The following is a 13,292-nucleotide window of genomic DNA, read 5'->3' on the forward strand; positions in this document are numbered from 1 at the left end:
CCAGCGCCTCGTTCACCCGCCGCTCCTCCCCGGCGGACGGCTGGGAGTTCCGCAACGCGCTGCTGGCGCACCTGCGCAGGGTGATCCCGCACGACCTGCGCCGGCGCGCCCCGGTCCGTACCGCCGTGCTGCTCTACTGCCGCGAGGGCGACGAGCGCTGGACGGAGGAGGACGGCGCCTGGATGTGGGGGCTGCGCGACGCCTGCACGCTGCACGGGCTGCGCTGCGGCGCGTACATCACGCTGACGCGGGGCGGCTGGCAGGTGCTCGGCGAGGGCCGCGGGGGCAGACACCCCGGTTCCGGCTCGCGTCCGACGCCGCTCGGGGAAGTCTCGGCGGAGTTCGGCTCCGTCTCGCCACGTACGGCCGGTGGAGCGGCGGAACCGCTCCGGCGCACGGCGGCCCGCTGAGCTGCACCCGTCTGCGCAGACGCCCGGGCATGCCAGGGCCGGCTGCCGGGCCTGCGTAGATGCCCGGGACGGCCATGCCCGTACGGCCGGCCCCCGCGCCCCGGCATGCCACGGCCCGGCCGCCCGCGAGGGGCAGCCGGGTCAGGACCGCTCGGAACGGCCTCCGTCCGTGGCCGCCGAAGGCGCGGACGGGACCGGGGTCAGACGCCCGCGCCGAGCACGGCGTTGATGCGCTGCGGGTCGCCGCAGACGATCAGCAGTACGCCCGCCCGCTGCAGGGCCAGCGGCAGGGCGCGCGCGGTGACGTCGTCCGCGCCGCCGTTGACCGCAACGACCACGACGGGCCGGGTCGCGGCCCGCTCGACGGTGGAGGCGTGGGCGAAGAACACGTCGTCGCCGGCCGCCTCCTGGGCCCAGTAGGCGGCCTCCCCGAAGGACAGCTCGTGCGCCGTCCAGGGGTGCTGCTCACCAGTGGTGAGGACGAGGACGTCGCCGGGTGCGCGGCCGGACTCGAGCAGCAGGTCCACGGCCTCCTCGGCGGCGTCGAGCGCGCCGTCCGCGGGGGCGGGGATCAGCTGGATCTGCGGGCCGGTCCGCTGCTCGGAACGATTCTCCGGGCGGGACGACGGGGACTGCCCGGCACCGGGGTGCGGGCGCTGCGCCGGCGGCGTGGGCCGGGCCGGACCGGGGCCGGGGTGCCCCGGACGCGGCGTGGCCGCGGAACGCGGACCGGGTACGGGACGAGGGGTCGGCGCGGGACGCCCGGCGGCCGAAGCGGCGCGGGGACCCTGGGCACTCTCGTGAATCTGAGGCTCCTCGGGGATGAGAGGCATGGGTGGATGTCTATCAAATGCCCCGTCGAGGGGCATAGGCGGGTGGGCACAATCCTGCGGGGCTGCACGTGCGGGCCGGAACCTGCGGGCTGAAACTGCAGGCCAGAACCTGCGGGCCAGAACCCTCGGGCTGAACTGCGGGCCAGAACCTGCGGGCTTGACCCTGCAAGGCCCGAACCTGCCGGCCGGGCGGGCAGCGGGGCGGTCAGAAGTCGAAGCCGAGCTGGCCCCCGCTCTCCAGTGCGGCCGCCTCGGCGGAGAGTCGCACCTTCTTGAGGTGCCGCCACCGGGGCAGGGCGTCGAGATACGACCAGGACAGCCGGTGGTACGGAGTGGGCCCCCGCTCCTCCAGCGCCGCCCGGTGCACCGGCGAGGGGTACCCCGCGTTCGCGCCGAACCCGTAGGCGGAGTAGTCCCCCGCCGCCGTCTCCAGCTCGGCCATCATCGCGTCGCGCCGCACCTTGGCTATCACCGAGGCGGCGGCCACGGCGACACAGCTCTGGTCGCCCTTGATGACCGTGCGGACCTGCCACGGGGTGCCCAGGTAGTCGTGCTTGCCGTCGAGGATCACCGCGTCGGGCCGTACCGGCAGGCCCTCCAGCGCGCGCACCGCGGCAAGGCGGAGCGCCGCGGTCATGCCGAGCTCGTCGATCTCCTCGGGGGACGCGTCGCCCAGCGCGTACGCGGTCACCCACTTCTCCAGCTCCAGGGCGAGCTCGCCGCGGCGCTTGGGGGCGATCAGCTTGGAGTCGGTGAGCCCGAGGGGCGGGCGGCGCAGCCCGGTGACGGCCGCGCACACCGTGACGGGACCGGCCCACGCCCCGCGTCCGACCTCGTCGACCCCGGCAATGATCTTGGCGCCGGTGGTGGCTCGGAGCGAACGCTCGACGCTGTGGGTGGGTGGTTCATAGGGCATGGCGCCAGACAGGTTACGCCGATGCACGCCGCGCATGGAACCCGGATTCCGATCGCGCGCCCCGACGCCCCGGAAGAGGTCGGCCGCCGACCCCGGTCCCGCCCGCCCCTCAGGGCTTTCCGGGCCGCAGCAGGGGCACCATCACCTGATCGATCATCTCGGCGATGTCGGCATCGCTCCATTCACTCGCGCACACCTTCGTGCGGTACATCATCATCGCCGGGATGACGTCGAAGACCAGATCGCCCAGCGCGTCGGCCCGCACGTCGCCGCGCCGGATCCCGCGGCGCACGACCTCCCGGAAGAGCCTGGTCGAGGGTTCGATCACGCCGCTGACGATCAGCCCGTGGAAGCGCTCGGCGGCCACGTTGTCGCATTCGTGAAGCACGGTCCGCAGGGCGATCCCGGGCTTGGAGAACATCGCCTCGCGGACCCGTTGGCACAACTGGAAGAGGTCCTCACGCACACTGCCGAGATCCGCCGCCGCGTCGAGGGTCGGCAGCCCGGCCCGGAGCGCGTCCACGACCAGATCGATCTTGGACGGCCAGCGCCGGTACACCGCGGCCTTGCCGGTCTGCGCCCCGGCGGCCACCCCCTCCATCGTCAGCCCCTTCCAGCCGACGACGCCGAGCTGGTCGAGGGCGGCCTCCAGAATCGCCTGTTCCAGTACCGGACCGCGGCGTCGCGTCGCCGCCTCGGGCGACCGAGCGGCGGTCGCCGTGCGCGAAGTACCCATCAGTTTCTCTCCGTTGAGGACGTTACGAATGATCGGCAGCGATCAGTGAACGGTTGCGTTCACTGATGGGGACTCACTACCTTGACGACAGTGAACGGTTGCGTTCACTACATCTTCCATGGGGGATCCATAGTGACAACCTCTCCAGTGGACGCACCGGTCAAGCCGGGCGCGGCCCGTCGCACAGGGCGCCCCGGCGTCGCCCTCGCCGTCATCGCCGCCTGTCAGCTCATGGTCGTGCTGGACGCGACGATTGTGAACATCGCACTCCCGCACATCCAGGATGCGCTGTCCTTCTCGACCACCGACCTTTCGTGGGTGCTCAGCGCCTACACCCTGACCTTCGGCGGGTTGCTGCTGCTCGGCGGCCGGGCCGGCGACATCCTGGGCCGTCGCCGCGTCTTCATGGCCGGAATCCTGCTGTTCACCTTCGCCTCGCTGCTCGGCGGATTCGCCCAGGAGCCCTGGCACTTGCTGGCCGCCCGTGCTCTGCAGGGCGTCGGCGGCGCGATCGCGTCGCCGACCTCGCTGGCGCTGATCACCACGACGTTCCCCGAAGGGCCGGAGCGGAACCGGGCGTTCGGCGTCTTCGCCGCGGTCTCGGCCGGCGGCGGCGCGATCGGTCTGCTGACCGGCGGCATGCTGACCGAGTGGCTGGACTGGCGCTGGGTCCTCTTCGTGAACGTGCCGATCGGCGTGCTGATCGCCTTCCTCACCCCGCGGTACATCAACGAATCCGAGCGTCACCCGGGCCGGTTCGACATCGCGGGCGCGCTGACCTCGACGCTCGGCATGGCCTCACTGGTGTACGGATTCATCCGCGCGTCCGAGGAGGGCTGGCGCGACTCGCTCACCATCGGGTCCTTCGCCGCGGCCGTGGTGCTGCTCGCCGCCTTCGCGATCGTCGAGTCGCGGGCCCGCGAGCCCATCACCCCGCTGCGCATGTTCGCCGACCGCAACCGCTCGGGGACGTACGTGATCATGCTGAGCCTGGCCGCGGCCATGTTCGGGATGTTCTTCTTCATCGTCCTGTTCGTTCAGAACGTACTGGGGTTCAGCCCGATCCGTTCGGGCCTCGCGTTCCTTCCGGTGACGGTCGCGATCGTCACCGGCGCGGGGCTCTCGCAGCGGTTCCTGCCGGTCCTCGGCCCGAAGCCGTTCATGGTCACGGGATCGGCGACCACCGGCGCGGGCCTGTTCTGGCTGACGTTCATCACCCCGGACAGCTCGTACGTCGGCGGCGTCCTCGGTCCGATGGTGATGTTCGGCTTCGGCATGGGTCTGAACTTCGTGACGCTCACCCTGACCGCGGTCTCCGGGGTGGCGCAGCACGAGGCGGGAGCGGCCTCCGGCCTGCTCAACGCGACGCAGCAGGTGGGCGGTTCGCTCGGCCTGTCCATCCTCGTCACGGTCTTCGGCACGGCGAGCCGCGAGGAGGGCACGAAGCAGGCGCAGGACTTCCTGGCCACGGCGACCCCGCAGCAGAAGGCGGACTTCGCCGCGACGAAGGAACTGCCCGCACCCTGGGGCCATGAGGTGCTGACGACGGGCATCTCGACGTCGTTCACCGCGGCCGTCGGGATGGTGCTGCTCGCGCTGGCCACCGCGCTGGTGGTGATCCGGGTGCGCAAGAGCGACCTGGAGGCGCTGAGCGGCAAGGCGGCGGGGCCGGTCGCGTAGCGGACGGCGTGGCGCGTCCGGTCCGTCTCCACGAGGGGAGGGACGGACCGGACGGCTGCCCGTCGCGCGGTCCGTCAGGGGGTTCCGTAGGGGTCGTCGGCGTCGTAGGGGTCGTCGGGGCCGTAGGGGTCGTCGCCTTCGACGTACGGGTCGTAGTCGTCGTCCATGACGTCGCGGTCCTGCGACCCGCACGTCCTGGGGTCGGCTTCGACCTTGCGGTCGGCCAGGATGTCCCGGGCGCGGCTCCGGCTCCAACTCGTCGCGTACCAGGCGTCGTCGGCGGAGCGGAGTTCGCGGTCGATGCCGACCAGCACGCAGGACCGCATCGGCTCGGGCAGCCGGTCCAGGGCGGGTACGGCGTCGGCCGACAGGCCGTCCAGATAGTCGAGGTCGATCTTGCCGAGGCGCTCGTAGCGGTCGACGTTGCTCTTCGCGATGATCGCGTCCGGCGAGATCAGGCCGAAGCCGAGCACGGCGGCCGCGGCGCTCACGGCGACGGCGCGGGGCAGCAGCTTGGCCCCGAACACCCCGGCGGCCATGATCAGCAGAATGACGACGCCCAGCCAGATCTCCATCGCCTCGACCGAGATCCGCAGCCGGGTCAGCCCGTAGGCGTCGACGTACAGCTCCATCCTGCGCAGCGCGGACGCGACCACGACGAGGGTCAGGACGCACAGCGCGCCGAGCACGGTACGGACCAGGGTCCGGTCGCGGGCGTCGGAGCGCGGGGCCCAGCGCAGCGCCAGGCCGATGACCACGAGCGTCAGCAGGGTGGCGGTCAGCAGCTGCCAGAAGCCCTGCCGCGCGTACGCGCTGTAGGTGAGCCCGGTCTCCTTGAGGACCTTGTCGTACCCGCCGAAGAGCACGGTCAGTTGGACGGCGTTGAAGGCCGCGAACAGCAGGTTGAGGACGACGAGCGGGAGGGCCCACTCCATCCGGCCGCGTGCCCGGCCCTGCTGGAACTCCATGCGGTCCCAGCGCAGTGGCGCCGCGCCGGTGCGGGCGACGGCGATCGCGCCGAAGAGGCCGAGCAGGAAGAGGGAGAGCCGCCACGGGGCCTGGGCCAGCGAGATGTCCGGCATGAGCGAGCCGAGCAGATCGGCGAAGGCCGCGTCGGCGCCGGCGAACAGCGCGCCGAAGACGACCAGGAGGACGACGGCGACGAGGGCGGTACGCAGCACCGGGCCCCAGCGGCCGCGCGAGCCCTCGGCGCGTTCGCGCAGGCCCTGCCAGGTCCAGGCGGTTCCGGTGCCGAGGGAGTGGACCAGACCGAACGGGCTGAGCAGGACGCTCGGCCAGCCGCGGCCGCCGTGCAGCGCGAAGGCGGTGAGAGCGAGGGCGGAGACGATCGCGAGGAAGGTCGGCCAGCCGGCGTCGAGCAGCGCGGGAACGGCGAGCAGGGCGAGACCGCCGACCGCCCAGACCAGCGTCCACGGACGCAGCCGGCGGCCCGCGGCGCGGGCGGCGAATCCGGCGGCGAGGACGGCCGGGACGGCGACGATGAGCAGGTTGAGCCCGAGGCCACCGCCGAGCAGAAGGGCGCTGAGCAGGGCGGTCGCGAGGATCGCCCAGAGCGTCGGCAGACTCGCCCGCCCGGGTGCCGGGGGACGCAGCTTGGCGAGCGGGCTCTCCATCGGCGGCACCCTCGGCCCGGGCGGACCCCACGGATGATAGGCGGGTCCACCGGCCGGCCCCCGGGATCCGGGCGGAGGCGGCTGCTGGGCCGGTTGGGGCTGTGGAGCTTGCTGGGGCTGTTGGGGCTGTGGGGCTCGCTGCGCCTGCTGCGTCTTCTGTAGCGGGCCCGCGGACGTGGCGGCCGCCGCCGTCTGCTCAGCCCCCCGCTCGCCCTCCCCAGGCGGCGCCGACGCCGCCGGTGGTGTGTCCGCCGGGGCCGGCGGCTGCGGCTCCTCGGACGGCGGTGGTATGGACGGTGTGTCGGACACGGGACCCCCTCCCGACCCGGGCACAGCCGGGCCGTGAGTGCGGGCTGTGGTCCGGGGTCTCGTCGGCGCGCGCTGTTCATGATCAGCGGCGCGCAGTGGCCGCCAGGCTAGCGCCGGGGCGGGATTCTGGCTCCGGTCGCGGCACGCTGTGGCAGGACCGTGACAGATGCCGAGCCCTTACGGGGCCCAGCGCGTTCAGGCGCGTGCGCCGGCCGGGAGCCAGGCGGGGAGTTCCTCGGTCTGCTGCAGCCACTCGGCCGGGGGTGCGCCCTGGACGCCGGCCGCGACGACCCCGCCCGCGATGGCGCAGGTGGTGTCGACGTCGCCGCCGACCTGGGCGGTGGTCCAGAAGACGCGCTCGTAGTCGCTCAGCGCCCGGGCCGCCGACCACAGTGCGAACGGCACCGTGTCGTGCGCGGTGGTGCGCCGCCCGCTGCCGAGGACCGCGGCGACCGTGCCCGCGTCGTCGTAGTCGAGCATGTCGCGCGCCCGGCGCAGCCCCGCGCCGACCGCGCTGCGCGGGACGAGTGCGACGACCCCGTCGAGCAGTGCGGCGGGGGTCGGCGGACCGGCCGGGTCGGCAGCGAGCGCCGCCGCGGCCGCGACCGCCATCGCGCCGACCACGGCCTCGCGGTGCTGGTGCGTGGTGTACGCGGAGATCTCGGCCTGGTGCGTGGCCTGCTCCGGGTCGTCCGCGTACCAGGCGCCGAGCGGCGCGATCCGCATGGCCGCGCCGTTGCCCCAGGATCCCTGGCCGTTGAAGAGCGCGGACGCCAGCTCCCGCCAGTCGCCGCCCTCGCGGATCAGCCGGAGCATCCGGTTGACGGCGGGTCCGTAGCCGCGGTCGAAGTCGTGGTGGTCGGCGAAGGAGCGGGCGAGCGCGTCCTGGTCGATCCGTTCGTGCGCGGCGAGCACGGCGAGCACGGAGCACGCCATCTCGGTGTCGTCGGTCCACTGCCAGGGACCGCCCGGCAGCTCACGGCGCTTCAGCAGGGGGTAGTTCGCGGGGACGAAGAACTGGGAGCCCAGGGCGTCCCCCACCGCCAGGCCGCGCAGGCTGGCGAGGGCGCGTTCGAAGCGCCGGTCGGGAGAGGAGTCAGCGGTCATCGCCCTGCCACTCTAATTCGTTGCCACCGGATCCAGCACCACCCAGGTGGCCCGCTGAGTCTGTTCGCGCAGGGCCGTGACATCTGTTGCCACTCCGGCTGATGAAGCCTCCGGATAGACCGGTGCAGGTCCTGGTGCTCGTGGTGGTGGCGGTCACGTGGGTGTCGAGCGGATGTCTTCACGCGACTTGGTCCATGAGAGACCTACCCAGAGAACGGCGGCGCTCGATGTCCTCGCGGCCGCCACCACCGAGGCGGAAGTTGACGGGCTCGCGAGGGTGATCGGACGCCCATAAGGGGCCGGGCCTCGACGCCTCCTACCAGAGCGGCGGCGATCGACCCTCACCCCGTCAACAACCGTCGGCTTGATCACTCGTTGGTGTTGGTGGTGCGAGCCCTCCGCACGGTGACCTCTTGATACACCCGAGCCGGTACGAGCTCCCGAGTAGACCGAGGCCCGTGAGGTGAGCTGGTGCCACGAACACGGCTGATGAGGTGTCGGACCAGCCCTGGCGGCTGAGTCCTGGAATTAGGTCGCTGCGTGGCCCGCATGCGCTCGTGACCTGCGCAAACACCCGCGCTATGGGGAGGGACAACTTGATCTACTGCGGAATCGACTGGGCCGAACGCCACCACGACGTCGCTCTCGTCGACGACACCGGCGAACTACTCGCCAAGCGCCGCATCACCGACGACGCTGCCGGCTACAAGCTGCTGCTGGACCTGCTCGCCGAGTACGGCGACACGGAAAAAGCCCCGATCCCAATCGCGATCGAGACCTCCCGGGGCCTGCTCGTCGCCGTCCTGCGGACCGGCAAGCGACAAGTCTTCGCGATCAACCCGATGGCCGCCGCCCGCTACCGCGACCGCCACTCCGTCTCCCGCAAGAAGTCCGACCCCGGCGACGCCCTCGTCCTGGCGAACATCCTCCGCACCGACATGCACGCCCACCGGCCCCTGCCGCAGGACAGCGACCTGGCCCGCGCCATCGCCGTCCTGGCGAGAGCTCAGCAGGATGCCACCTGGAACCGGCAGCAGAACTCCAACCAGCTCCGGTCCCTCCTGCGCGAGTACTACCCGTCCGCCCTGGAGGCCTTCGCCACCTGGCAGAACGGCCTCTGCCGTCCCGAAGCACGCGAACTACTCAGGCTCGCCCCCACGCCCTCCCAGGCCGCGCGGCTGAGCCGCCCGCAGATCCAGGCCGCGCTGAAGCGAGCCGGCCGCAAGCGCGGCATCGAGGCCGAAGCCGAACGGCTACGCGAGGTCTTCCGCGCCGAGTGGGCCCACCAGCCGCCGATGGTCGAGGACGCGCTCGGCAAGCAGATGCTCGCCCTCCTGATTCAGCTGGAGGCCGCCTGCACGGCCGCCGACGACCTTGCGAAGGCGGTGGAAGAGGCTTTCCCTCAGCACCCGGACGCTCAAGTCATCCTCAGCTTCCCCGGCCTCGGCGTCCAGCTCGGCGCCCGGGTGCTGGCCGAGATCGGCGACGACCGAAGCCGCTTCGCCGACGCCCGCGGCCTGAAGGCTTACGCCGGCGCCTCACCGATCACCAGAGCCTCCGGGAAGAAGTCGTCCATCATCCGGCGGAGGGTGAAGAACGACCGGCTCAACCATGCCGGCTATCTGTGGGCCTTCGCAGCCCCCAACGGATCACCCGGAGCCAAGGCCCACTACCGGCGCCGACGCGACGTTCAAGGAGACTGGCACGCGGCCGCCTTGCGCAACCTCTTCAACCGGATGCTCGGCCAGCTCTACTGCTGCCTCCAGGAGCACACGCTCTTCGATGAACTGATCGCCTTTCCGGCCCCAGCGCTGGAGGCAGAGAAGGCCGCAGCGTGATCTCCACCGTCGAGAACTGCTCTGTCAGTACCAGGTGGCATGCTCTGCCACCATGAACAAGGAGCAGTTCTGGGAGCTCATCGCGGCGGCCCGTGACCGGGTGATCGCCCCGCACGACGGCGAAGCGGTCGCTCGCGAGGTGACCTCGCTGCTGGCCGACCGGCCGGTCGAGGAGATCGTCGCCGCTGAGCAGGTGTTGTGGGACCTGATGGTTGAGTCCTACACCAACCCTCTGTGGGCCGCTGCCTACATAGCCAACGGTGGATGCTCTGACGACGGCTTCGACTACTTCCGCGGCTGGCTGATCGCTCAGGGTCGTGATGTCTTCGAGCGCGCAGTCGCTGAACCTGATGCCCTCGCGGAACTGCCCATCGTTCTAGCCGCCGCGGCCGACGGCGTCGACCTGGAGGGTGAGGACATGCTGGGCATCGCCTGGAACGCGCACATCACGGCGACCGGCGATCAGCTTCCCGCGGGCGCACCCACCATCCGCTACCCGCAGCTGGACCCTTCCTGGAACTTCGACTTCTCGGACCCAGACGAGATGGCTCGCCGCCTGCCGCGTCTTGCTGCTCTCTACCTGGAGTGAGTCGCGGCGGATCCGCTCATCAAGAAGCGCTATGAGTGATCGCTGTTCGAATACCGCAGCCTGTGGCTTGACGAGTTAGCACCATGAGGTGTCTATCCGGTGCCGCCGTACGGTTCCGGGGTCCGCCAGCGTTCGAACGGCCGGTCAAGGGTGTACCGCCCGTCCTCCCCGAGCTGCAGTATGCGCGTCTCGCCGTTGCCCGGGTTGGACAGCGACTCGAACTCGGCGACCGTCCAGTGGAACCAGCGCATGCAGAACAGCCGCATGGTGAGCCCGTGGGTGACCAGAAGGACGTTCGTCGGATGGTCGGGGGCCTCGAAGCTGCGGTAGAGGCTCTCCAGGAACGACCCGACCCGGTCGTACACGTCGGCCCCGGACTCCCCCTGGGCGAACCGGTAGAAGAAGTGCCCGTACGCGTCGCGGTACGCCTTCTGCAGGCGCACGTCCTCGCGCTCCTGCCAGTTCCCCCAGTCCTGCTCCCGCAGCCTCGGCTCCTCGCGCACCCGGACGCGCGCGGGGTCGAGCCGGAACGCCCGGAAGGTCTGGTGGGTGCGGCGGTACGGCGAGACGTAGACGCTGACCGTCTCGTCGCCGAAGAGCTCCCGCAGCCGCTCCCCCGTCTCCTCCGCCTGGCGCCAACCGGTCGCGGTGAGGGCGAGCGCGTGGTCGGGTTCGCGCTCGTACACCGTGTCATCGACGTTCCCCTCCGACTCTCCGTGCCGTACGAGGACGATGCGCCGCGGTCGTGCCATGCCTCGACCCTAGTTCGCCCGCCGCGGCCGGGCTCAGTCGGCCAGGTGGCCGGAGTCCATCCGGCGAATCCGGCCGGTGAATCGGCTCCGCAGCCGACGGTCGTGGGAGACGACGACCAGCGCGCCGGTCCAGTGCTCCAGGGCCTGTTCCAGCTCCTCGACGAGACCGAGGGCCAGGTGGTTGGCGGGCTCGTCGAGCAGCAGCAGGTCGGCGGGCCTGGCCAGCAGCCGGGCCAGGGCCAGCCGGCGGCGCTGTCCCGCCGAGAGCGATCCGACCGGGACGTGCAGGTCGGCCGGGCGGAGCAGTCCGTAAGACAGCAGCAGCTCGGACCCCTCCTCCTCGGTGACGGCGAGCCCCCGGCTGAAGGCCGCGAGGACGCCCTCCGCCGGCCGGTCGACGGGTATCTCCTGGGCGAGATAGCCGATCCTGCCCCGCCGCCGGACCTCTCCCACGTCGGGGGCGCGCAGCCCGGCCAGCACCGAGAGCAGCGTGGACTTCCCCGCCCCGTTGCCCCCGTGGATCAGGACCTTCTCGCCCGCGCCGACGGTCAGCTCGTCGACCGCGAGCCGCTGCCCGACCCGCACCCCGGCCAGGGACACCAGCTCGCCCTGCGCGGTCCCGGCGACGGGGCGCGCCGCGAAGGCCAGCGGTCGGGGCGGTCGGGGAACGGGCTCGTCCCTGAGCCGGCGCAGCCGCTCCTGCGCGTTGCGGACCCTGCCGGACACGGACGCCTGGACGCGGCCGCCCGCGCGGTCGTACGCCATCTTGTTGTTGTCCTTGAGCCCGCGGCCGGCGGCGACGCCGTGCGCGGTCGTCGCGGCGTACTCCTCGAGGCGGGCGGACTCGGCGCACCACTCCGTGTACGCCTGCTCCCAGCGGCGTCTGGCGGCCGCCCGCTCGGCGCGGTAGCCCGCGTACCCGTCGCCGTACCGGACGACCGTGCGGCGGTCGGCGTCCACCTCGACGATCGCTGTCGCGACCCGTTCCAGGAAGACGCGGTCGTGGGAGACGGCCACGACCGTGCCCCGGTGGGCGAGCAGGGCGTCCTCCAGCCAGTCGAGGGCGCGCTCGTCCAGGTGGTTGGTGGGCTCGTCGAGCAGCAGCACCTCGGGCGACGCGGCGAGCGTGCAGGCGATGCCGAGTCTCGCTTGCTCGCCGCCCGACAGGCTGCCGAGCGGCCGCTCCCGCCCGATGTGGGCGAGACCCAGGCCGTGCAGGGCCTTGTCGACCCGGGCGTCCGCCTCGTACCCGCCGCGCAGCTCGTAGGCGGTGAGCAGTTCGCCGTACGCGTCCAGCGCGCCGTCGTCCGCCGTGCCGAGCCGCGCTTCGAGCGCGCGCAGTCTCCGTTCCATCGAGCGCAGTTCGTGCAGGGCCGCGTCGATCGCGTCGGCGACGGTGCGGTCGCCGGGCAGCTGCGGAGTCTGCGCAAGCAGTCCCTGACCGCCGTCGGTCAGCGTGACCACGTCGCCGTCGTCAGGCGCCTCAAGGCCGCCGAGTATGCGCAGCAGGGTGGACTTGCCCGCCCCGTTCTCCCCCACGATCCCGATCCGTTCACCGGGGCGGACGGTGAGCGAGATCCGGTCGAGCAGGAGCCGGTCCCCGCGGGACACGGTCACGTCGTGGAGCGAGATCTGGGTGGGCAAGGGCGCCTCCAGGGGTCCGGTCAGCGAATGAAGCAAATGCAACCTGAGTCGCATTACGAAGAGTGTGGCACACTCGATCCACTAACGCAACGGGAGTAGCAATTGAACGACGTCTCGGCCGAGCAGCCCACCCCCTCCGCGGCGCCCGCGCCCGGCAGCCGCCGCCCCGGCGGCCGTACCGCCCGCACCCGCGCCGCCGTCCGCGATGCCGTCCTCACCGGCCTGGCCGAACACGGCTACCCGGGGCTGACGGTCGAGTACGTGTCGGAGCACTCCGGCGTCCACAAGACGACGCTCTACCGCCGCTGGGGCACCCTCGAAGGACTGGTCGCCGACGCCCTGGACCTGGCGGGCGAGGACGACTGGACACCGCCGGACACCGGCAGCCTGGCCGGCGATCTGCGTGCGCTCGCGCGCGAGGTGAGCGAGTCGTTCGCCGATCCGGCCGCCGCGGCCGCGCCCACGGCGTTCGTCGGGGCCGCCTTCCAGTCGCCACGCGCCGCCGAGGCGCTGCACGCCTTCTACACGGAGCGCTTCCGCCGCTGCGAGCCCGTCGTGGAGCGCGCGGTCGACCGCGGCGAGGCCCCGCCCGGCACCGACGCGGGGGCCGTCGTACGAGCCGTCTCCGCGCCGCTCTTCCTACGCCTGTTCATCACCCGCGAGCCGGTCGACACCGCCCTCGCGGACCAGGCCGCCGCCGCGGCCCTGGCGGCGGTCAAGGCGGGCGCGTTCACCACCCCGGCGACGCACCCCGGCGACTGACCACGCGCGCCGGAAGGGCCCCGGCCTGGGCCAACGCCCGGGCCGACACCGCACGCCGCGCACCGCACGCCCCACGCCGCGC

General features: G+C 72.2%; 11 protein-coding genes and 1 pseudogene. 5 read left to right on the forward strand and 7 right to left on the reverse strand.

From position 1 onward, the window contains the following. Positions 1-410 (forward strand): annotated as a pseudogene (locus tag VIU94_RS35985) (hypothetical protein); the annotation flags it as partial. A gap of 200 nt (positions 411-610) precedes the next feature. On the opposite strand, the gene VIU94_RS35990 reads toward VIU94_RS35985, so the two are convergent. From VIU94_RS35990 to VIU94_RS36000, 3 genes are all read right to left on the reverse strand, one after another. Beyond that, positions 611-1,243, reverse strand: a complete 633-nt coding sequence (locus VIU94_RS35990; RefSeq protein WP_331918295.1) for a hypothetical protein — start codon at positions 1,241-1,243, stop codon at positions 611-613. Between the two features lie 205 nt (positions 1,244-1,448). Next, positions 1,449-2,159 (reverse strand): ribonuclease HII, encoded by a 711-nt coding sequence (rnhB, locus tag VIU94_RS35995; RefSeq protein ID WP_331918297.1) that lies wholly within the window; start codon positions 2,157-2,159, stop codon positions 1,449-1,451. Between the two features lie 109 nt (positions 2,160-2,268). Further along, entirely contained in the window at positions 2,269-2,895 is a 627-nt protein-coding gene (locus VIU94_RS36000; protein WP_331918299.1) for a TetR/AcrR family transcriptional regulator, read from the reverse strand. A gap of 132 nt (positions 2,896-3,027) precedes the next feature. Between VIU94_RS36000 and VIU94_RS36005 the strand changes: the two genes are divergently transcribed. After that, positions 3,028-4,575 carry an MFS transporter gene (locus tag VIU94_RS36005; protein ID WP_331918301.1) on the forward strand — a complete coding sequence of 516 codons (1,548 nt, stop codon included), beginning with the start codon at positions 3,028-3,030 and terminating at the stop codon, positions 4,573-4,575. Positions 4,576-4,649: 74 nt separating this feature from the next. Here VIU94_RS36005 and VIU94_RS36010 read toward each other — a convergent pair whose 3' ends face one another. Both VIU94_RS36010 and VIU94_RS36015 read right to left on the reverse strand, forming a co-directional pair. Next, positions 4,650-6,209 (reverse strand): DUF4153 domain-containing protein, encoded by a 1,560-nt coding sequence (locus VIU94_RS36010; protein ID WP_331918303.1) that lies wholly within the window; start codon positions 6,207-6,209, stop codon positions 4,650-4,652. A gap of 504 nt (positions 6,210-6,713) precedes the next feature. Beyond that, on the reverse strand, positions 6,714-7,625 hold the full coding sequence (locus tag VIU94_RS36015) for an ADP-ribosylglycohydrolase family protein (RefSeq protein WP_331918305.1): 912 nt from the start codon (positions 7,623-7,625) through the stop codon (positions 6,714-6,716). A gap of 581 nt (positions 7,626-8,206) precedes the next feature. Between VIU94_RS36015 and VIU94_RS36020 the strand changes: the two genes are divergently transcribed. Then, complete coding sequence (locus VIU94_RS36020; RefSeq protein WP_331918307.1) at positions 8,207-9,463, forward strand: IS110 family RNA-guided transposase; 1,257 nt, start codon at positions 8,207-8,209, stop codon at positions 9,461-9,463. Between the two features lie 52 nt (positions 9,464-9,515). After that, a complete protein-coding gene (locus VIU94_RS36025; protein ID WP_331918309.1) occupies positions 9,516-10,052 on the forward strand; it encodes a DUF4240 domain-containing protein in 537 nt (178 codons plus the stop codon). Positions 10,053-10,144: 92 nt separating this feature from the next. Here the strand turns inward: VIU94_RS36025 and VIU94_RS36030 are convergent, their stop codons facing one another. Then, positions 10,145-10,804 (reverse strand): histidine phosphatase family protein, encoded by a 660-nt coding sequence (locus VIU94_RS36030; RefSeq protein ID WP_331918311.1) that lies wholly within the window; start codon positions 10,802-10,804, stop codon positions 10,145-10,147. Between the two features lie 33 nt (positions 10,805-10,837). Then, positions 10,838-12,448 carry a ribosomal protection-like ABC-F family protein gene (gene abc-f, locus VIU94_RS36035; protein WP_331918313.1) on the reverse strand — a complete coding sequence of 537 codons (1,611 nt, stop codon included), beginning with the start codon at positions 12,446-12,448 and terminating at the stop codon, positions 10,838-10,840. 102 nt (positions 12,449-12,550) lie between these two features. Between abc-f and VIU94_RS36040 the strand changes: the two genes are divergently transcribed. Further along, positions 12,551-13,210, forward strand: a complete 660-nt coding sequence (locus VIU94_RS36040; protein WP_331918315.1) for a TetR/AcrR family transcriptional regulator — start codon at positions 12,551-12,553, stop codon at positions 13,208-13,210. The last annotated feature ends 82 nt before the right edge of the window (positions 13,211-13,292 follow it).

Origin of the sequence: Streptomyces sp. (genome assembly GCF_036566765.1) — a bacterium.
In the GTDB taxonomy this organism is placed as follows: domain Bacteria; phylum Actinomycetota; class Actinomycetes; order Streptomycetales; family Streptomycetaceae; genus Streptomyces.